The sequence below is a fragment of the Vibrio fluvialis genome, from assembly GCF_900460245.1.
Taxonomy (GTDB): domain Bacteria; phylum Pseudomonadota; class Gammaproteobacteria; order Enterobacterales; family Vibrionaceae; genus Vibrio; species Vibrio fluvialis.
Genome location: NZ_UHIP01000001.1, coordinates 2,533,758 through 2,554,192 on the forward strand (window position 1 = coordinate 2,533,758; position 20,435 = coordinate 2,554,192).

Consider the following 20,435-nt stretch of genomic DNA (forward strand, 5'->3'; position numbering starts at 1 on the left):
ACATTACTACTCTGAATGTCACTACATGACTCTTAACAAGTATGTTTATGGTAAGTAGCGCTTCGGATTCACTGACTTACCTTGATATCGAATTTCAAAGTGCAAACGAACACTACTGGTTCCTGAACTGCCCATTGTTGCTATTTTCTGGCCAGCCTTAACACTTTGTCCTTCTTTAACCAGCAACCGATCGTTGTGGGCATAAGCACTGAGATAGTGATCGTTGTGCTTAATGATGACAAGATTGCCATAACCTCGTAATGCATTGCCCGAGTACACCACGGTACCTGCTGCGGTTGAAACAATGGATTGACCTCGCTGTCCTGCAATGTCGATACCTTTGTTACCTTGATCCCCAGCAGAAAAATTCTTAACAACTCTGCCTTGAGTAGGCCATAACCACTTCGCGACTTTATCGTTCGTTGGTTTAGGTTTACTTACAGTTTTGTTAACATTTTGTTTACTTGAGTTTCCAACATACTCTTTTGTTTTCGATTGATCAACACCCTTTTCTGGATATTTTTTAACCACTTTTGATGATGTATTAGTAGTTTGTGATGACGCTGCAGGTTTAGAGTTTTTGCTCACGTTTGGTACAGCAACGGGAGGCGCTACAGGTTTTGCTGCTACAGAAACCGCACCAGCCGCAGCAACTGCTGAGCCTGCGCCACTTCCACCATAAGCGGGTGGATTGTATGCAGGTTGCCATAGTTTCAGTTTTTGACCCGGATGGATCGTGTAGGGAGATTTAAGATCATTGTAACGAATCAACTCTTTTACATCTTTATCTGTGATGTAAGCGATAAAGTACAGCGTATCCCCGCGCTTCACTTCGTAGTAGCTGCCACGGTAGCTGCCACGCTCAATTGAGTTGTAGTCCTTTTTCAACCCCGATACTGGTGCAGGAGAATGCGCCACGCAGCCCAACATCAGGCAGCACAGTCCAATCACAATACAGTTTCGACGCTGAAAAAAGCTCATTACGCGAGATCACCTGCCACTAACGGTACAAAACGCACCATTTCAACCACTTGGGTGGTAACTTCATCACCTTGACGTACGATTTTCAGCAGTTGTTGATCTTCTTCGCCAACCGGAATCACCAAGCGGCCACCTTCGGCCAACTGATCCAGCAAAGCCTGAGGAACCACAGGCGCAGCTGCAGTCACAATGATGGCATCAAACGGGCCTTTCGCAGGCCATCCCTGCCAGCCATCACCATGTTTGGTCGAGACATTATAGATATCCAGTTGCTTAAGACGACGCTTGGCCTCCCACTGCAAAGACTTGATGCGCTCAATCGAGAAAACATGATCAACCAACTGAGCGAGCACTGCGGTCTGATACCCTGAGCCAGTGCCGATTTCCAACACCCGACTGCCGCGTTTAAGCTCCAGCATTTGGGTCATTTTGGCCACAATATAAGGTTGGGAGATGGTCTGCCCCTGACCAATCGGCAACGCATTATTGTCGTATGCCTGGTGCATCATGGCTTGGGAAACAAACGCTTCTCGTGGTAACGCATGAATCGCGGCCAGCACACTCTGATCACTGATACCGTGACCAGCGAGCAATTGAATCAATCTGTCCGCTTTCGGGTTAGCCATCGGCACTTTCCTTAAGCCAGTGGTTCATTGCTCCCAGTGATTCGTGCGCCGTCAGATCCACCTGCATTGGCGTAATAGAGACGTAACCATGCTCAACCGCATGAAAGTCGGTCCCTTCGCCCGCGTCTTGTTCTTTACCCGGAGGGCCAAGCCAATAGATATCGTGACCACGAGGATCTTTCTGCTTGATCATACTCTCAGCGTGATGGCGCGCACCAAGGCGGGTTACCTGATGGCCTTTGAGTTTGTCAAAAGGCAGATCCGGGATATTCACATTGATCAGACGATTGGTCGGAATCGGAGAAGAAAGATGTTGCAGCACCAGCTGACGAGCAATTTTACCCGCGGTGGCAAAATGATGTTTTCCGACCAAAGAAAATGCAATGGACTGAACGCCAAGGAAATGACCTTCCATAGCTGCGGCAACGGTGCCCGAATACAGCACGTCATCACCCAGGTTGGCGCCATGGTTGATGCCACTCAGCACCAAATCCGGCAACTCATCTTTAAGCAGCTCATTGAGGGCAAAATGAACACAATCAGTCGGAGTTCCCTGCACAGAGTAGGTATTCGGCTCGATGCGGGTGACACGTAAAGGCTGCTCGAGTGTTAATGAATTCGAAGCGCCTGAACGGTTACGATCAGGTGCAACGATGATGATTTCCGCCAGGTCGGCCAGTGCATACGCCAGAGCACGAATGCCCTCAGCATACACACCGTCATCATTGCTCAGCAAAATTTTCAGCTTTTTTTCACTCATATACACGCTCTACAGGAATTTCTTCGATCAACTCACGCACAATCGAGGTTGCAAAACTGCCCGCGTCCAACGCAAATCGTAATGTAATCTGGTCGCCATCCACTTCCCAGCTCAGATCTTGCGGCATTAACGAGACTGCGCGGCGATCATGACGCATGCGGTTACCGCAGATGAGCGCCATCAAATCCGGTTCCGCATCTAATTGTGGCTGCTCCAACGCCAACGCCTCGTTTTGGGTCGGCAGTGCATTGTCCCCTGCCAGAGCCGCTGAAATCACCGCTTCACCACGTTGCAACTTGGCGTTCCACTCGTTTAACTGGCCCGCTTCTACCAGCATTTGCTCTCTGCCCACCAGCGCCACATCGCCGTCGACAAAACGGTAGAAACAATCGGCCTCAATGCGCGCTGACACAATGTGGTTAAAGATCCACGAACGGGCGCTCGACAGATACAGGCTGCGCTGATTCTGATTGCGACTGCGAACATTCTCACGCCCCCAACGGCGTGCCTCAGTGACGTTGTTACCGTCTCGGCCAAAACGCTGGTTACCAAAGTAGTTCGGCACGCCCTGCTGAGCAACAACGGCCAGACGGCGCAGCACATCATCCACGTCAGTCACTTCTGACAGGACGACTTCAAATCGATTGCCGCGCAGGTCGCCCGGGCGCAGCTTTTTATTGTGACGCTGCATTGCCAGAACTTCGATGCTTGGGTATTGCGCCAGAAACAGACTCAGGTTCGGGAACTTGCCTTGTGGCATGTGCACGCTCAGCCATTGCTCGGTCACGGCATGGCGATCCTTGAGGCCTGCCCAGCTGACATCTTTCGATTTCACGCCACACGCTTTGGCCAGTTCATTCGCCACAAAACTGGTGTTCTCACCAGTTTTACGGATACGTATCATCACTTGCTCGCCACTACCGCTGAAGTCATACCCCAGATCTTCAACGACTTTAAAATGTTCCGGTTTAGCCTTAATTTTGGCCTTAGCTGTTGGTTTACCACATAAATAAGCCAACGAAGATAAAAGATCTGTCATTTTTTATTCCGATATGTGAAGGCAGTGACAATCATGCCTTCACGAGTAATACGACGGCTTCACATGCGATGCCTTCTTTGCGGCCGGTGAAACCAAGGCGCTCTGTTGTGGTCGCTTTCACATTCACGTTGCCCAGATCCGTTTCAAGATCTTCAGCAATCGCGGCACACATCGCTTCAATATGCGGGGCCATTTTCGGAGCCTGCGCCATGATGGTGACGTCAGCGTTGCCTAAACGGTACCCCTGCTCTTTGACACGGCGATAGACGTCTTTCAACAACTCACGGCTGTCTGCCCCTTTCCACTTATCATCAGTATCCGGGAAATGACGACCGATATCGCCTGCGGCAATCGCACCCAGCAGAGCATCGCTCAATGCATGCAGCGCCACATCACCGTCTGAATGGGCGATCAACCCTTGTTCGTAAGGAACGGCAACACCACCAATGATAACCGGACCTTCTCCACCAAATTTGTGTACATCAAAACCGTGGCCAATTCGAATCATGTTCAGTCCTTGCTGTTGCTTAGATAATTGCGGCTTAAATAGAACTCGGCGAGTGCGAGATCTTCAGGTTGGGTAATTTTAATATTATCGGCGCGCCCTGCCACCAACGCCGGTTTCTGTCCCAGCCATTCAAAGGCAGACGCTTCGTCGGTAATCACCGCCTGGGCAGCGAGCGCGTGCGTCAAAGCCTGCATCAGCGGCTGCGCACGAAACATTTGTGGAGTCAGTGCGTGCCATAGCGCGACGCGATCCACGGTATGGTCGATATTCTGTCCACCGTCGGCGCGTTTCATGGTGTCACGCACTGGCGCGGCGAGAATCGCGCCCACAGTATGGGTTTGCGCTGTGGCGATCAGTTGGCTGATATCGGCATGTTCAACGCACGGGCGGGCAGCATCGTGCACCAACACCCACTCACTCAACTGATGCTGACACACATAGTCCAGCGCGGACAGCACCGAATCGGCACGCTCTTTGCCACCGGAAACGCGAACCACACGCGGATGATTAGCCAGTGTCAGCGAGCCGAAATAGGGGTCATTGTCGCTGACAGCCACCACCACTTGTCCGACATCGGGATGACGCAGCAAGGCTTCGACGGTGTGTTCAAGCACAGTATGTCCATGCAGGATTAAATATTGCTTGGGGCGATCAGCCTGCATACGACTGCCGACGCCAGCGGCGGGCACAATTGCAGTAATCTTAGCGGTCATGGACGGTCCTCACCGATGATGCGATAGAAGGTTTCCCCCTCTTTCACCATACCCAGTTCATGTCGGGCACGCTCTTCAATGGCATCCAGCCCCTGACGCAAATCGTCAATCTCCGCAAACATCTCCTGATTACGCAGATGCAGGTTACCGTTTACCTGCTGTTGTACCTGAATTTCGCTCGACACAGCCCGGTAATCGGCAATGCCGTTTTTCCCCATCCACAAGTCGTATTGTAGTAAGGCAAACAGCAGAGTCAGTGCCACCGCAAATACTCGCATAACCGTCTCTCTCGTTGATTGAAACTATGCCGCACAATGGCGGCATAAGATGAGATTCATTGTTAAGAAAAGTTCACCACTTATACCACAAGCCCGAACCTCAGGCGAGTCAGCACAAGGGCAACGCGCTTACTGGCTGAGCAGAAACGCGAACAAACCCGCGCCCAGCAGCAGGCGGTAAATCACAAACGGAGTCATACCCATACGGGAAATCAGCTTCAGGAAGAAGAAAATACAGATATAAGCGCTGACAAATGATGTCGCGATACCCGTCAGTAGAAAACCGGTATGCACAGGCTCACCGCTGGTCACCAGTTTCAGCCCCAGATAGCCACCCGCCAGCATGATGATCGGAATTGACATCAGGAACGAAAAGCGGGCTGCCGCTTCACGGGTAAACCCCAGGTAAAGTGCAGCAGTGATGGTCGCACCGGAACGAGAAGTGCCCGGGATGATCGCCACAGCCTGAGCCAAACCAATAAACAGCGCTTTTTTCCAGCCCGCCTGATACTCATCTTCAAGCAGCGATGCATTCTTATCGACGTACCACAACAGCAAACCAAACACGATTGTAGTAGTCGCAATCACCCATGCGCTGCGCAAGTACACTTCCACAATGTCTTTCATCAGTAGGCCAAATACACAGGCCGGAATCGTCGCCAGCACAATAAGCCATGCCAGTTTGGCTTCTTTGCTGCGATCACCTTTAAAGATTGAGCCGAAAAATGCCCGCAGCAACGACACCACTTCACGGCGGAAATAAATGACGACGGCCGCCAGCGTACCGACGTGAACCGCAACGTCAAACGCGAGTCCCTGATCCGCCCAGCCAAATACAGCTGACGGCAGAATTAAATGCGCAGAGCTGGAAATAGGAAGGAATTCGGTTAAGCCCTGAATTAAAGCCAGAATGAACGATTCAAAATAACTCATTGTTTTCTCGTTGATTAGTTAAGAGTAAACCACAGTTCAACCGGCTTCAGAGCCGTTAATCCCTGGGCTTGTTGCCACACATGTTCAATAGTGTCTTGCGTGCCGGGAACCGTCAGCATCGGACACAGTTCGTGCAGGGGCTGAATCACAAAAGGGTATTGGTAGATATCCGGGCGAGGCAGAACGGGTGCCACGGCCGAAACGGTATCGCCGAACAGAATGATATCCAGATCCAGCGTACGATCCTGGAACTTCTTCGCCTGACTGTCACGCCCCCAGCGCAATTCAATCTCGCGCAGGGTTAGAGCAAAATCAGCCAGACTAAGTTCCGTTTTCATCTCAACCACCAGGTTGTAAAACGCATGGCTGTCAAACCCCACCGATTCACACTCATAAATAGTCGACAAACGTAGATCGCAACCAAGCCGACTCAATTCATCAATTGCCGCTTCGATATGCTTGTGACGCTGCAGGTTTGAACCGATTCCCACATACGTGGTGATCATGCCTGACCGCGCTCAATGATCACGCCGACACCTTTTGCTTGCGCGACCGCGCCTGGCTTCGTCAGGCGAATGCGAATCCAAGGCACAGAAAAACGTGTCATGATCAGTTCTGCGACCTCTTCTGCCACTCGTTCAACCAACAGAAAACGACCCGTTTCAATATGTTCAATCACGGCCTGACTCACTTGAGCATAATCCAGTGCATCTGCAACATCATCACTTTTACCGGCAGGCTGATTATCGTGTGCCATTTCCAGATCCAGCACCAGCTTCTGCTTGATTTCCTGCTCCCAGTCGTAAACACCGATTGTCGTGATCACTTCCAGCTGTTCGATAAAAACTTTATCCATACTTCTATTGCATCCTTTTTACAGGTCGGATACCCAAATTGAGTAAAAAAACGTACTATTTTTGCTAATCGCGATATCATATACCCAAACCACCTCAAGATGCGAAATCCAAACAGAATTTTTACTTTTGAGCTTGGTTTACAAAGACTTGTGAGCCGTCGCTTAGGTAAAACACCACTCTGAGGCAATTATGACTCCACTGGCACTCATTATGATCATTTCCGCTTACCTGCTGGGCTCAGTATCCAGCGCGGTGCTGATCTGCCGTCTGTTGGGGTTGCCGGATCCACGCGCCGTGGGCTCACACAATCCTGGCGCGACGAACGTATTGCGTATCGGCGGCAAGAAAACGGCCGCTGCAGTGCTGTTGTGTGACATGCTCAAAGGTACCATTCCGGTGTGGAGCGCCTATTTTCTTGGTATCGATTCGCTGATGCTGGGTATCATCGCGATTGCGGCCTGCCTTGGCCATATGTACCCGCTGTTTTTCCACTTTAAAGGCGGAAAAGGCGTCGCCACAGCTCTTGGTGCCATCGCGCCGATCGGGCTAGACCTCACGCTGATGATCATGCTCACCTGGCTGGTGGTTGCCGTGATCTTTCGTTATTCCTCGCTGGCCGCTCTGGTCACAGTATTATTGGCACCGTTTTATACCTGGATGATCAAACCACAATACACCTTGCCAGTGGCGATGTTGTGCTGCCTGATTGTGCTGCGTCATCATCAAAACATTAAGCGGTTGTTTGCAGGCACGGAACCCAAAGTCGGTGAAAAAAAACCGAGCAGCCTCGACTGACTCAATATCATCGGCAATAAAAAAGGCCAAACGGCCTTTTTTATGTTTGCGTTATGCGTACACCTTAGCGAAGAAGCGCATCAGCATATCGGTGACAAACTGCGGTTGCTCCAGATTACTGATGTGGCCAGCTTGTGGAATCACCACCAACTCACTGCCGGTAATACTGTCATTCATTAAATAAGATTCGAGCGCCGGGCGCGGCGCATCTTCTGCACCGACCGCAATCAGTACAGGAAGCGCAAACTTCTCAACCTCTTCCATCAAGTCGCGGCGACCAAACACCATACGACCAATTCGCGCAACTTCAACAGCCTGCTCGCCACTCAGCGCCGCCAAACAGCTGCGGAATGATTGCACCAGCTGTGGCGAGTTCTCTGCGGCGTTTTGTGCAAAAAACATTGGCGTGACCACATCGACAATCGGCGCAGGGACCGCTTGAAGTTGGCTGATGGTATCCAGCATATGAAAGTATTTCGCATGCGTGACTTCCGGTTCCAATCCGACAAAAGTGTCCATCATCACCAAAGATTTTACTCGTTGCGGCGCAAGGGCAACCAACTCGGCGCCCCACATGCCTCCCACCGAGAGTCCCAGTACAGAAAACGTTTCGATCGCCAGATGATCCATTAGCGCCAATATATGCTGCGCGTAGTCAGCCAGATTGCGCATTGCCGCTGGAGCTGAATCGGACGCCCCGTGCGCCCACAAATCAGGCACAATACAACGATAGTGCTGACTGAGCACTTCCACCTGCGGAGCCCACATTTGGCTATCCCACAAGTAACTGTGACCCAGCACAATGACTTCGCCCTGCCCCACATCCAGATAATGCATCTGCTGGCCATCAACGTTAAACATGCTCATTCTTATTTTTCCTGTTATCAATGTTGCAGCGACTATAGCATTAAAAACACTACCGTCAGCTCTGAGCAGACACGTCAAAACTGTACTAATCGCTTGATTCATAGAAACAAAAACGGCCGCTTCAGCGACCGTTTGACAGTGATTAATCGTTGATTGGCGTCAGTTGATCTATCGGCCAGCGCGGGCGCGCTTCCAGAGTCAAATCCGTCACATCACCGTTTTTCAGACGCTGCATGCCAGCGTACGCGATCATGGCGCCGTTATCGGTGCAAAATTCAGTACGCGGATAGTAAACTTCACCGCCGACTTTCTTCGCCAGTTTGCCTAAGTCTTCACGCAGCTGTTTATTAGCACTCACACCCCCCGCAATCACAATGCGCTTCATGCCCGTCTGTTCCAGAGCACGGCGGCACTTGATAACTAAGGTGTCACACACTGCTTCCTGAAACGCATAGGCGATATCCGCTCGGGTCTGCTCATCATCGCCGTTAGCCGCAATCGTATTGGCAGTAAAAGTTTTCAGGCCAGAGAAACTCATATCCAGCCCTGGGCGATCCGTCATCGGACGCGGGAACTTAAAGCGACCCGGTGTGCCTTTTTCAGCCAAACGCGCCAGCAGCGGACCACCAGGATAATCCAGCCCCATCAGTTTCGCGGTTTTGTCGAACGCTTCACCGGCAGCATCATCAATCGATTCACCCAAAATCTGATATTCACCAATGCCGTTCACTTCCACCATCATTGAGTGTCCACCTGAAACCAATACCGCAACAAACGGGAATGGCGGCGGGTTGTCTTCCAACATTGGCGCCAGCAAGTGACCTTCCATGTGATGCACAGGCACCGCTGGCACATTCCAGGCATAAGCCAAGCTGCGGCCAATCGTTGCACCCACCAATAAAGCACCAACGAGGCCCGGGCCTGCGGTGTACGCGACGCCATCAATGTCTGCCGGGGTTAAGTTAGCTTCGGCCATCGCCGCTTTGATCAAAGGAATGGTTTTCTTAACGTGATCGCGTGATGCCAGTTCCGGCACTACGCCACCGTAGTCTGCATGAAGTTTGACCTGACTGTAGAGTTTATGCGACAGCAATCCTTTCTCATCGTCGTAAATCGCTACACCCGTTTCGTCACAAGAGGTTTCAATACCAATAATGCGCATAGTTTTCTCAGCACGCTGTCATCTATAATTCGAAATTGGCGCCATGTTACCTCGGCTTGGCTTCACAAACAAATTTTGTACAGACTGTAAGCGACAAAGTGCTTTACAAAGCCGTGGCTATCGGATTAAAATTCCGCACCATTTTTGATCAAGCTGGTTTCGATCAAACTAATTGTTGTTTTGGTCACACAACGCCAGCGTTAACGAATTAACCCCTGAGGTGAAAGGCATATGCCAGTAGTTAAAGTACGTGAAAACGAACCGTTCGACGTTGCACTACGTCGTTTTAAGCGCTCTTGCGAAAAAGCAGGTATCCTTTCTGAAGTGCGTCGTCGTGAGCACTACGAAAAACCAACTACAGTTCGCAAACGCGCTAAAGCAGCAGCTCAAAAGCGTCACGCTAAGAAGCTTGCTCGCGAAAACGCTCGTCGCGTTCGCCTGTACTAATAACTGATTCCTAACTAAGGAATTCGTTATGGCTCTGATTGACACTCTCAAAGATGAGCAAAAATTAGCGATGAAAGCCAAGGACAAAGCGCGCCTTGGCACTATTCGTTTAGCCCTTTCAGCCATTAAGCAACGTGAAGTTGACGAGCAGATTACTCTGAGCGATGACGACATTCTTGCTGTGCTGACCAAAATGGTTAAACAACGTCGCGATTCTGTTACGCAATTTGAAGCAGCAAACCGTCAGGATCTTGCTGATGCGGAAAAAGCAGAAATCACAGTTCTTGAGGAATTTATGCCTCAACCACTGAGCGAAGAAGAAGTGGTCGCACTGATTGACAGTGCAATTGCTGAATCTGAACCAGCGGGCATGCAAGACATGGGTAAAGTGATGGCGCTATTGAAACCGCAGATTCAAGGGCGTGCAGATATGGGTAAAGTTAGCGGCTTAGTTCGCGCTAAACTCGCTTAACCTGACACCCAATTGCATCAAGCCGTGCTATCCTCTGGAACGCACGGCTTGTTTGTATCTGTACTCTGCCTGAACGCGGGTACGTTTCTTTGAATTTCAGTTCTTTCTTTTAGGTTTTATGGCAGGACAAATCCCTCGTAGTTTCATTGATGACCTCCTGGCTCGGCTTGATATTGTCGACATCATCGACGCACGTGTAAAACTTAAAAAAAAGGGTAAAAACTACAGCGCCTGCTGCCCATTCCACAACGAGAAAACCCCCTCCTTCAGCGTCAGCCAGGAAAAACAGTTTTATCACTGTTTCGGGTGTGGTGTGCACGGTAATGCCATCGACTTTATGATGGAATATGAGCGTCTGGAGTTCCCGGAAGCCATTGAAGAGCTGGCCTCTTTTCTCGGACTTGAAGTACCTCGGGAAGAGCGCAGTAACGGGTCGTTTAACAAAAATGCCCCTCGAGCCAACAGCGAAGAAAAACGCAACCTGTACGATTTGATGGGCAGCATCGCTCAGTTTTATCGTCAGCAACTCAAAGTCGCATCCAACCGTCACGCGATTGAATACCTGAAAAACCGCGGTTTATCTGGCGAAATCGTCCAGAAATTCGGTATTGGTTTTGTAGCAGACGAATGGGATTTGGTTCGTAAGAACTTTGGTCAAAGCCGCCACAATCAGGACATGCTGGTATCGGGCGGTATGTTGATCGAGAACGACAATGGCAACCGCTACGACCGTTTTCGCGGTCGAGTGATGTTCCCGATTCGTGATCGTCGTGGCCGCGTGATCGGCTTTGGTGGCCGCGTGATCGGCGATGGCACACCGAAATATCTCAACTCGCCAGAGACACCTATCTTCCATAAAGGTAAGGAACTGTATGGCCTTTACGAAGTACTGCAGGCCTATCGTGAACCACCACAGATTCTGGTGGTCGAAGGCTATATGGATGTGGTGGCGCTGGCGCAATATGGTATCGACTACTCTGTCGCCTCACTGGGTACGTCAACCACCGGCGATCACTTACAGCTGCTATTTCGTCAAACCAATACTGTGGTTTGCTGTTACGACGGTGACCGCGCAGGCCGTGAAGCCGCGTGGCGTGCACTGGAGAATGCACTGGGCTACTTAAAAAGCGGCAACATTCTGAAGTTCTTGTTCTTACCTGATGGTGAGGATCCGGACAGCTACGTACGCAAGTTTGGTAAAGATGCCTTTGAAGAACAGATGAACCAGGCAGAACCTCTGTCGAAATATCTGTTTTCTAATCTGTTGTCACAAGTCAATGTCGGCAACAATGAGGGTAAAGCGGCGCTTGAAGCCATGGCTCTGCCACTGATCAATAAGATCCCAGATGAATCTCTACAGGATCAGTTGCTGAAAATACTTGAGCAGAAAACCGGTATTTATAAAAAGCCGAATTTACCGAGTGAAGCCAATAGTCGACCGCAGCCGCACAAAGAAATTAAACGCACGCCGATGCGGGAAGTTATCGCTTTGCTTCTGCAAAATCCGAGCTATGCTGATATGGTACCTGACCTTTCCAGCGTTAGAGGTCTGGCTATTCCGGGGCTGAGTTTGTTGGTAGAAGTCCTTGAAAATTGCCGACAATACCCCCATATCTCAACGGGCCAATTACTTGAACATTGGCGCAACAGTAAAAATGAGGCACTTCTGTCTCGTCTGGCAAGCTGGGAAATCCCCCTTGTCGAAGACAACCAAGAAGAACTATTTTTAGACTCATTGGACAAAATTCTTGCCCAGTGCGTAGAGAAACAAATTGAAAACTTGCAGGCTAAAGAGAGAAGCGTCGGTTTATCAGCCGAGGAAAAGCGGGAGCTAGTAGCGTTAATGCTAGAATTAAAAGCGTAACCCAGTTTAAATAGTCAGCAACGAATAAATTTGTTAATATACGTGGTTTGCATTTCGCATACTATTCCTTCACCAGATACGAAGTTGGATACCGTCTATGGATCAAAATCCGCAGTCACAGCTTAAACTACTTGTCATTAAAGGCAAGGAACAAGGCTATCTGACCTACGCCGAAGTAAATGACCACCTACCTGCTGAGATCGTCGATTCTGAACAGGTAGAAGATATTATTCAGATGATCAACGACATGGGTATCAAAGTAGTAGAAACTGCTCCTGATGCCGATGACCTCGCCCTTAGCGACGACAACACGATCACTGATGAAGATGCAGCAGAAGCCGCTGCAGCTGCGCTGTCAAGTGTAGAAAGCGAGATTGGTCGAACGACCGATCCAGTCCGCATGTACATGCGTGAAATGGGTACAGTAGAACTACTGACTCGTGAAGGTGAAATCGATATTGCTAAGCGTATTGAAGAAGGTATCAACCAAGTTCAAAGCGCCGTAGCTGAATACCCGGGCACCATCCCTTACATTCTTGAACAGTTTGACAAAGTTCAGGCCGAAGAACTGCGCCTGACCGATCTGATTTCTGGTTTTGTCGATCCAAACGAAGAAGAGACCACCGCACCAACAGCAACCCACATCGGTTCTGAGCTAAGTGGTGCAGATCTCGACGACGAAGATGAAGAAGACATCGACGACGAAGATGAAGACGAAGATGAAGACGGTGATGACGACAGCAGCGACAGCGATGAAGAAGTCGGTATCGACCCTGAGCTGGCACTGGAAAAATTCACCGAGCTGCGTAACAAGTTCCAAAACCTGCAACTCGCGATCAACGAGCACGGTAACGAAAGCTCAAAAGCGCAGCAGGCAACGGATCTGGTACTGGATGTCTTCCGTGAATTCCGTCTGACACCAAAACAGTTCGATCATTTGGTTGATACCCTTCGCACGTCAATGGATCGCGTTCGTACTCAAGAACGTCTGATCATGAAAGCCGTGGTCGAAGTGGCAAAAATGCCGAAGAAATCGTTCATCGCTATCTTCACGGGTAACGAATCAAGCGAAGCATGGTTGGATCAGGTTCTGGCATCAGATAAGCCGTACGTGGAAAAAGTTCGCCAGTACGAAGATGATATTCGCCGTTCTATCCAGAAACTGAAGATCATCGAACAAGAGACTTCTCTGACTGTTGATCGTATCAAAGACATCAGCCGTCGCATGTCTATCGGTGAAGCGAAAGCTCGCCGTGCGAAGAAAGAGATGGTTGAAGCGAACTTGCGTCTGGTTATTTCTATCGCGAAGAAATACACCAACCGTGGCCTACAATTCCTGGATCTGATTCAGGAAGGTAACATCGGTCTGATGAAAGCGGTTGATAAGTTTGAATATCGTCGTGGCTACAAGTTCTCGACGTACGCAACTTGGTGGATTCGTCAGGCGATCACTCGCTCAATCGCAGACCAGGCACGCACTATCCGTATTCCGGTTCACATGATCGAAACGATCAACAAACTGAACCGCATCTCTCGTCAGATGCTACAGGAAATGGGTCGTGAGCCACTGCCGGAAGAGTTGGCTGAACGCATGCAAATGCCGGAAGACAAGATCCGTAAAGTCCTGAAAATTGCCAAAGAGCCTATCTCAATGGAGACACCAATCGGTGACGACGAAGATTCGCATCTGGGTGATTTCATCGAGGATACCACTCTGGAACTACCACTGGATTCTGCAACAGCAACAAGCCTGAAAGCAGCAACTCGTGATGTTCTGGCTGGCCTGACGCCTCGTGAAGCGAAAGTACTGCGTATGCGCTTTGGTATCGACATGAATACCGACCACACGCTCGAAGAAGTGGGCAAACAGTTCGACGTAACTCGTGAACGTATCCGTCAGATCGAAGCAAAAGCACTGCGCAAACTGCGTCATCCAAGCCGCTCAGAGACTCTGCGCAGCTTCCTCGACGAGTAAGCAATCATTGCAAAGACAAAGGTGAGCCACGACTCACCTTTTTTATTATTCGGGATGCTAAGTGAATAAAAACTAAGCGCTATTACCCTACTTTGCGGCTAGACACTCCAAAGCCCATCCCCTATAATCGTTTCCCTAATCGGCCCCTTAGCTCAGTGGTTAGAGCAGTCGACTCATAATCGATTGGTCATGTGTTCAAGTCACATAGGGGCCACCAAATTGCAAAAGCCTGATGAGGAAACCCATCAGGCTTTTTTGCATTTGGAAATTGAGGCGAAAATTGCCACTACCAAAAATAGCGGAATTTGAGCAGCACCGAATTCATGCCTGCATTTTGTGAATATATGCCGCCATTAGAATAGTGCAGGTAAGTTAGCATCAACGTACCGAAGTCATAGCGTAAACCAAACGCGATCCGATCCTCGAACTGGAATTTACCGCCCATATCTCGATCGTTGAATACATATTCGCTAATGTAGCTTCCCCCGATACCGCATTCTAGATTGGGTTTGGCACCGAACAATCGCGTAGAAAATTGGTACGTAAACACCGGGGAGATCGCAACAATGCGCAAGTCATCTTTTCCAGGTAATGACCAATTGTTCAAAGACAAATCTAGATAGGCCGAAAGGCTTCCAGAGTCACTCTCCCACCATTGTTTATCAAAATTGTGCTGAATACCGATATGCGCGAGAAACTCGTGATCAAATGAAGTTCCAGCGCCAACACTCACACTGTCGAACCAAGATTGGCAATAAACGGCAGACGAAAAGCAAAACGATACACCCACAATCAATGACCTACATAAACAGACATTCATCATGTATATCTTCATTATTACTGATAGATATAATTTTAGTTCGCAATACCTATTTTGGTAGCTAAACGCTTTTGTTCTATCCACTAAAACTGGCTGTAATCCGGATAACATAATCTTTAATAACGAAAGCAGATGTTTGAACCCATGCCACGAAACAGACACTGAGTGATAAAAGACAGCACAATGCCCCGAGTCCAACTACTCTGTTCCACGTTCAGAGACTACGCTTAGAGCTACTATCTGTGATGAAAAGGTTCCACTATGAGAAATGTAACGGCTTTACTCGCTATGGCGCTCAGCGCATTCACGGCTCACAGCGCTTTTGCCAGCGACTATGTTTTGGACTCCAGCTTATCGTCGATCAGTTTTGCTACGATTAAGAAGCAGTTTGTGGTCGAACCTGCCAGCATCAACACCCTTTCCGGGCAACTGAAAGAGAATGGTCAATTTCAAATCAGTGTCGATTTAAAGGGCATCAGCACCGGCGTGCCTATTCGCGATACTCGCCTCAACGAGATCTTCTTTGACAGCATGACCTACCCAACGGTGTCGATCACCGGTAGCGTCGATGCTAGTTTGTTAAGCGGCGAAGCCAAACAAGTCGCCTTGCCCGTCAAGGTGACCATGCACGGCCAAACTCAAAGTGTAACTTTTCCGGTTGTAGTGATGCCCGCCGGCGATCACATCATGGTCAGCTCATACGCCCCCGTTGTGATCGGGGGCAGTGATTTTGGTATTCCTGCTGGCAATTTAAATGCGTTGTCAACCACGGTGGGCGACATCAGCATTTCGGATCGTGTGCCAGTGACACTGACACTGATGTTTCGTAAATAGTTTGAAACAATGCCCGCATCACTGCGGGCATGAACATTAAACCACTGGTGGGAACTCCAACACCATGGTTGCGACACTGAAGTAAACAATGACGCCAATGGAGTCGGCAATGGTGGTGATCAGCGGCGCACTGGCCGATGCCGGATCGAGGTTCATTTTATTGAGCACGAACGGTAACAACATCCCGACCACCGACCCAATGATCACCACGATTTGCATCGTCAGCGCCACGACTAATGCAATGTCGCCGCCACTGCGCCAAAAACCAAGCAAGGAGACCGCTGCCGCCATGGTTGCGCCGAGCAACGCCGATATCGCCAGTTCCTTGCCGACCATTTTTGCCCAGTCTGTGGCGACCACTTCACCCGTCGCCAATGCTCGCACCATCAATGTTGCCGATTGCGATCCCGCGTTACCGCCACTGTCGATCAACAGCGGCAGAAAGAACACCAGCGCGACGTAGGTTTGGATCGTATCTTCGAAATACGCAATCCCCGCCCCAGAAAATAGGTTCCCGAACACCAGCAGCACCAACCAGAACACCCGTTTGCGATACATCAAACCAATGCTTGCGTCTTTGAGGCTGCCGGTAAAATTCACCGCCGCCGTTTTGTGAAAACTACGATCCGCCTGTTCTTCCGCCACATCCATCGCGTCGTCATACGTCACGATGCCAATCAACTGGTTACGGCTGCCGAGTACTGGCAACGCCAACAGATCGTATTTACTGATCGCCTGCGCCGCGAGCGCTTCTTCGTCATTCGCCCGCACAAAGATCATCACCTTGGTCATGATCGATGCTACTTTGATGCTCGGTTCGGCCAGCACCAGTTCTCGTAAAGAGACAATGCCGAGAAGTCCTTGCTCATCATCCAGCACGTACGCCTGATAAATGGTTTCGCTTTCATGGGCGCACAATTTAAGGTGAGCCAACGCCTCTTCCACGGTTAGATCGCGTGTTAACGTGGCAAAATCGGTGGTCATTATCGCGCCGATTGTGCCCTGTGGATAGGCGGACAAAATTTCGATGTTTTCTCGGTCCGCCGCGTTCATCAAGCGCAGCGCCTGTTGCTGAATATCCTGTGGCAACAGCGCCAACAGATCGACCCGCTCATCGGGTGCCATTTGATGCGCCATAGCCGCCAGTTCTGCCATCGCCATACTTTGCGCGATATCCACCTGAAGCGTGAGCGGCAAATAGCTAAACAATTCGGCACGGGAATCCGGCGTCAGCAAATGCAAAATGTCTTTCAGTTCGCTCAGCGAGACACGCTGAGTATCCAACAGATGAACCAATGTTTCTGCACAGTCGGCCTTGGGATTGCGCGCCATGAATTGATTCAATTGCGCTCTGTCGGAATGGCGCAGCAGCGCCATCATTTCATGGATCATGGTAGTCATGCTGAGTTCTCCCGGCCTTAGCGCCAAAAATGAGTCAAACGAAACCAGCTGGAACGAACTTTGCCTGCCAGCTCATTGGGGGATAGTTGTAAACGCTGACGAATGATGCCGATGGCCGTGCGGCTTTCCAGCACTCCGACAACGCGGTGCTCTTCATCCAACACCGGCAACAACGCCCATGGACTTTGGCGCAGACGCAACGCCGCTTGATAAGCCGGAGCAACGGGTGAAACAAAAAACTGGGAGCCTTGAGCCAACGTAAGAATGGGTAATGTCGGTTCCGCAACTGCCAACGCCGACAGCGGAACCAGCCCCAAATAGGTGCCTTCGTCCGAGGTGACGATCACTGCATCGATCAATTGGCCGACGACGTGCAGGCTGCGCAGCATGTGAATAACATGATGCACTTTCAGATCGTCCCCCACGCAAAAACAGTCTTGGGTGAGATGATCACGAACCCGGTTAAAACCGGAGATGCGCAGCACCAAGCTGGGCTGACGCTCAAAGATGGGTGTAACAGTCATAGCTCTCTCCTGAGATTAGCTCAGGACAAAGAAACCTTAATGCACCGCAGCACCCACGCGTGGAATAGCGCAAGTTTGCTGCGTGATCCCGACGGCTTTCACGTCATACAAGCGGCCGCGCCCGTTAACACGTACGCAAACAACGTTGCCATACCCGAGAAGGTCTGGTCGGGAAACTGGAATGTTCGAAAACGGATGAGAGAATCTGCATCTGCCAGCGATGATGATCACCAAGCAAATGCGAAAAGCAGAAAGCTGGTGAACTAGAAACCGCGTGGCATTTTCGTTAAACCGAAAAGACCATACTGTGATATTCGACTACTCGATGAGTCCATAGGTTTCTGTTGTTCCTCGAAAAATTAAACGATAGTCAGCGCAAAACGCGCTGTGATTAATAAGCGAGCGGGATGCTAAATCTGGCGTAAAATCTTGTCAACGATTGCACAACTACCAAGAGCATTTTTAACCCAGCGCTGACAACCAGACCGAAACCTGACACAAGTTTTAATATTTCCATTCAGGAAAGTAATAAGCCAGAGAGCGTTGTGCTTTCATTTCCGTTCGTCACCAAACTGCAATCGAAACGCCATCAAAGCCTCATCCAATCGCAGCGGTTCTGACACAATCGCGCTCTAGCATGACGATAAAACACGGATCGTGAGGACGTTATGCTTTCCACCAGCCCTTTTAAATTGCCGCGCAAAACCCCCTTTGGCCTGGGTGAACAATTCGCCGAATGGGCGACAGGTTTAAACCAACTTGATAAATTTTACGCCCAGCGCCCGGCTGGGTGCGATACGGCGCAGTTTCTGCGTTTCACGCTCGAAGTGTTGGGCATTGATTACCAAGTGGTGAAAGGCTCACTGGGCCAAGTGCCGCAAACGGGTGCGACCGTGGTCGTGGCGAACCATCCGCTTGGCTGCGTGGAAGGGGTGATTCTGGCTGAACTGCTACTGACTCGCCGCTCAGACATCGAGATCCTCGCCAATCACTACCTCAAAACCGTCCCCGAGCTCGATGAACTGTTTATCGGCGTGGATGTGTTTGAAACCCGCCAAGCGCACAAAGCCAATTTGCTGGCTCTGCGTCAGGCGCATAAACATCTGGAACAAGGCGGCTTATTGCTGATGTTCCCTGCCGGCGAAGTGTCGCAACTGGTCGACAACAAACAACGTCGTTTGGAAGACAAAGAGTGGAGCCAGTCGGTCAGCCGCCTGATCAAAAAACACAAAGCCAAATCGGTGCCGGTGTACATCGATGGCCAGAACTCCAAACGTTTTTATATGGCGGGGAAAATCCACCCACTGCTGCGCACCCTGATGCTCGGGCGCGAACTGCTGAATAAAAAGCAGAGCTGCATCGACATCGCGATCGGCGAAACCATTCACTACAAAGAAGTGAACGATCTGTGCGATCAGCAATTGGTCAACTACCTGCGCTTGAACACCTATTTGTTGCACAACCCTGCCACCATTACGCGCAACAAAACCGCGCAAGATAGCTCGCTGGCACCGATAGATGCCCGCTTGCCGCTGGATGATCTACGCCAAGACATCGCGCGTCTGTCATTTTCGGAGCATCTGCTGCGCCACAACGAATTTGATGTGTACTGCACGCGAGCAGAGAACATCCCCGCCATCCTGCATGAAATTGGCCGTGTGCGAGAACTCAACTTTCGCCAAGTCGGTGAAGGCACTGGTTTATCATTGGATATTGACGAGTTCGACCGCGACTATCTGCACCTGTTTATCTGGGATCGCGAACATGAGGTACTGGTCGGCGCGTATCGCTTAGGGTTGGTCGATGAACTGCTGGCAAGTCGCGGCATTGATGGGCTGTACTCCAGCACACTGTTTCAATACGACCCGCGCTTTCTGCACAACATGGGCAAAGCGATTGAAATGGGCCGCTCGGTGATTGATGAAGCCTACCAAAAAAGCATGGCGCCTCTGTTACTGCTGTGGAAAGGTATCGCCACTTACGTGCAACGCCATCCGGACTACACGCACCTGTTTGGTCCGGTGAGCATCAGCAGCGACTACAGCGATCAGGCACGTCGCCTGCTGGCCGACACCATGACGCTACATTACTACGACAAAGCACAGGCCGAACTGGTGGAAGCGACCAATCCGCTACCGACGGGTCAAAACCTGTGGAATGCCAGTCTGCTGACGTCGCTCGCCGACCTGCAATTGCTGTCGCGTGTGATTGCCCGCATTGACGAAGGCAAAGGTATTCCGGTGTTGCTGCGCCAATACCTTGGCCTCAATGGCAAACTGGTCAGCTTCAACATCGACCCGGATTTTAACGATGCGCTCGATGGTTTGATTGTGGTCGATTTGCGTAATGTGCCACAGCGTACCCTCTCTCGCTACATGGGCAGTCAGGAAGCGCAGCAATATCTGGGCTATCACGGCCGTTAAACCGCTCAACACGGCGATGGTCACTGGATCATCGCCGTGACCTTACAGACAGTTTTGAAATCATAACGAACGGTCAAAAACTCGCCTTCAAACCAAACATATCGCTAATACTGAAATATAAACTAACATTAAAATCCTAAAATAATCCGACATACA

22 protein-coding genes and 1 tRNA gene are annotated in these 20,435 nt (G+C 50.3%); 8 read left to right on the forward strand and 15 right to left on the reverse strand.

Going from position 1 to position 20,435, the window contains the following annotated elements:
• Window positions 1–45: 45 nt before the first annotated feature.
• The 10 genes from nlpD to folB all read right to left on the reverse strand — a co-directional run bounded on the left by nlpD (window position 46) and on the right by folB (window position 6,694).
• Window positions 46–981, reverse strand: a complete 936-nt coding sequence (nlpD, locus tag DYA43_RS11860; protein ID WP_061056878.1) for a murein hydrolase activator NlpD — start codon at window positions 979–981, stop codon at window positions 46–48.
• The gene (locus DYA43_RS11865; protein ID WP_020429685.1) at window positions 981–1,607 is read right to left on the reverse strand and encodes a protein-L-isoaspartate(D-aspartate) O-methyltransferase; all 627 of its coding nucleotides are present in this window, start codon (window positions 1,605–1,607) and stop codon (window positions 981–983) included. Before DYA43_RS11865 ends, nlpD begins: the two co-directional genes overlap by 1 nt.
• Entirely contained in the window at window positions 1,600–2,367 is a 768-nt protein-coding gene (surE, locus tag DYA43_RS11870) for a 5'/3'-nucleotidase SurE (protein WP_020330427.1), read from the reverse strand. The genes DYA43_RS11865 and surE overlap by 8 nt, the downstream gene beginning before the upstream one ends.
• Window positions 2,360–3,406: a tRNA pseudouridine(13) synthase TruD gene (truD, locus tag DYA43_RS11875; protein ID WP_061056879.1), complete on the reverse strand. Its 1,047-nt coding sequence runs from the start codon at window positions 3,404–3,406 to the stop codon at window positions 2,360–2,362. Before truD ends, surE begins: the two co-directional genes overlap by 8 nt.
• A gap of 31 nt (window positions 3,407–3,437) precedes the next feature.
• On the reverse strand, window positions 3,438–3,914 hold the full coding sequence (gene ispF, locus DYA43_RS11880; RefSeq protein WP_020330425.1) for a 2-C-methyl-D-erythritol 2,4-cyclodiphosphate synthase: 477 nt from the start codon (window positions 3,912–3,914) through the stop codon (window positions 3,438–3,440).
• A 2-nt stretch (window positions 3,915–3,916) separates the two neighbouring features.
• Complete coding sequence (gene ispD / locus DYA43_RS11885; RefSeq protein WP_061056880.1) at window positions 3,917–4,627, reverse strand: 2-C-methyl-D-erythritol 4-phosphate cytidylyltransferase; 711 nt, start codon at window positions 4,625–4,627, stop codon at window positions 3,917–3,919.
• Window positions 4,624–4,905, reverse strand: a complete 282-nt coding sequence (gene ftsB, locus DYA43_RS11890; RefSeq protein ID WP_020330423.1) for a cell division protein FtsB — start codon at window positions 4,903–4,905, stop codon at window positions 4,624–4,626. Before ftsB ends, ispD begins: the two co-directional genes overlap by 4 nt.
• 129 nt (window positions 4,906–5,034) lie before the next feature.
• Window positions 5,035–5,838 (reverse strand): undecaprenyl-diphosphate phosphatase, encoded by an 804-nt coding sequence (locus DYA43_RS11895; protein WP_044365890.1) that lies wholly within the window; start codon window positions 5,836–5,838, stop codon window positions 5,035–5,037.
• A gap of 14 nt (window positions 5,839–5,852) precedes the next feature.
• Window positions 5,853–6,344 (reverse strand): 2-amino-4-hydroxy-6-hydroxymethyldihydropteridine diphosphokinase, encoded by a 492-nt coding sequence (folK, locus tag DYA43_RS11900; protein ID WP_038156628.1) that lies wholly within the window; start codon window positions 6,342–6,344, stop codon window positions 5,853–5,855.
• The gene (gene folB, locus DYA43_RS11905) at window positions 6,341–6,694 is read right to left on the reverse strand and encodes a bifunctional dihydroneopterin aldolase/7,8-dihydroneopterin epimerase (RefSeq protein WP_024374195.1); all 354 of its coding nucleotides are present in this window, start codon (window positions 6,692–6,694) and stop codon (window positions 6,341–6,343) included. The genes folK and folB overlap by 4 nt, the downstream gene beginning before the upstream one ends.
• Before the next feature lie 190 nt (window positions 6,695–6,884).
• On the opposite strand from folB, the gene plsY reads away from it, so the two are divergent.
• Window positions 6,885–7,490, forward strand: a complete 606-nt coding sequence (gene plsY, locus DYA43_RS11910; protein WP_020330420.1) for a glycerol-3-phosphate 1-O-acyltransferase PlsY — start codon at window positions 6,885–6,887, stop codon at window positions 7,488–7,490.
• Window positions 7,491–7,541: 51 nt separating this feature from the next.
• Here plsY and DYA43_RS11915 read toward each other — a convergent pair whose 3' ends face one another.
• Both DYA43_RS11915 and tsaD read right to left on the reverse strand, forming a co-directional pair.
• Window positions 7,542–8,357, reverse strand: coding sequence for an alpha/beta fold hydrolase (locus tag DYA43_RS11915; protein WP_061056881.1), 816 nt, complete (start codon window positions 8,355–8,357; stop codon window positions 7,542–7,544).
• A gap of 142 nt (window positions 8,358–8,499) precedes the next feature.
• Window positions 8,500–9,519, reverse strand: coding sequence for a tRNA (adenosine(37)-N6)-threonylcarbamoyltransferase complex transferase subunit TsaD (gene tsaD / locus DYA43_RS11920; RefSeq protein ID WP_020330418.1), 1,020 nt, complete (start codon window positions 9,517–9,519; stop codon window positions 8,500–8,502).
• 231 nt (window positions 9,520–9,750) lie between these two features.
• Here tsaD and rpsU point away from each other — a divergent pair, with 231 nt between their 5' ends.
• From rpsU to DYA43_RS11945, 5 genes are all read left to right on the forward strand, one after another.
• Window positions 9,751–9,966 (forward strand): 30S ribosomal protein S21, encoded by a 216-nt coding sequence (gene rpsU / locus DYA43_RS11925; RefSeq protein WP_001145625.1) that lies wholly within the window; start codon window positions 9,751–9,753, stop codon window positions 9,964–9,966.
• Window positions 9,967–9,994: 28 nt separating this feature from the next.
• Window positions 9,995–10,438 carry a GatB/YqeY domain-containing protein gene (locus DYA43_RS11930; protein WP_020330407.1) on the forward strand — a complete coding sequence of 148 codons (444 nt, stop codon included), beginning with the start codon at window positions 9,995–9,997 and terminating at the stop codon, window positions 10,436–10,438.
• A 118-nt stretch (window positions 10,439–10,556) separates the two neighbouring features.
• Window positions 10,557–12,302 (forward strand): DNA primase, encoded by a 1,746-nt coding sequence (gene dnaG / locus DYA43_RS11935; RefSeq protein ID WP_024374192.1) that lies wholly within the window; start codon window positions 10,557–10,559, stop codon window positions 12,300–12,302.
• Window positions 12,303–12,399: 97 nt separating this feature from the next.
• Complete coding sequence (gene rpoD / locus DYA43_RS11940) at window positions 12,400–14,277, forward strand: RNA polymerase sigma factor RpoD (RefSeq protein WP_020330404.1); 1,878 nt, start codon at window positions 12,400–12,402, stop codon at window positions 14,275–14,277.
• Window positions 14,278–14,418: 141 nt separating this feature from the next.
• Window positions 14,419–14,494, forward strand: a tRNA-Ile gene (locus tag DYA43_RS11945).
• Between the two features lie 69 nt (window positions 14,495–14,563).
• On the opposite strand, the gene DYA43_RS11950 is transcribed toward DYA43_RS11945, so the two are convergent.
• Entirely contained in the window at window positions 14,564–15,010 is a 447-nt protein-coding gene (locus DYA43_RS11950; RefSeq protein ID WP_222732859.1) for an acyloxyacyl hydrolase, read from the reverse strand.
• A gap of 348 nt (window positions 15,011–15,358) precedes the next feature.
• Between DYA43_RS11950 and DYA43_RS11955 the strand changes: the two genes are divergently transcribed.
• Window positions 15,359–15,931 (forward strand): YceI family protein, encoded by a 573-nt coding sequence (locus DYA43_RS11955; RefSeq protein WP_061056882.1) that lies wholly within the window; start codon window positions 15,359–15,361, stop codon window positions 15,929–15,931.
• Between the two features lie 36 nt (window positions 15,932–15,967).
• On the opposite strand, the gene mgtE is transcribed toward DYA43_RS11955, so the two are convergent.
• Entirely contained in the window at window positions 15,968–17,332 is a 1,365-nt protein-coding gene (gene mgtE, locus DYA43_RS11960; RefSeq protein ID WP_225869422.1) for a magnesium transporter, read from the reverse strand.
• A 17-nt stretch (window positions 17,333–17,349) separates the two neighbouring features.
• Window positions 17,350–17,856 (reverse strand): CBS domain-containing protein, encoded by a 507-nt coding sequence (locus tag DYA43_RS11965; protein WP_061056883.1) that lies wholly within the window; start codon window positions 17,854–17,856, stop codon window positions 17,350–17,352.
• A 668-nt stretch (window positions 17,857–18,524) separates the two neighbouring features.
• On the opposite strand from DYA43_RS11965, the gene DYA43_RS11975 reads away from it, so the two are divergent.
• The gene (locus tag DYA43_RS11975) at window positions 18,525–20,279 is read left to right on the forward strand and encodes a bifunctional lysophospholipid acyltransferase family protein/GNAT family N-acetyltransferase (RefSeq protein WP_061056885.1); all 1,755 of its coding nucleotides are present in this window, start codon (window positions 18,525–18,527) and stop codon (window positions 20,277–20,279) included.
• Window positions 20,280–20,435 lie beyond the last annotated feature (156 nt).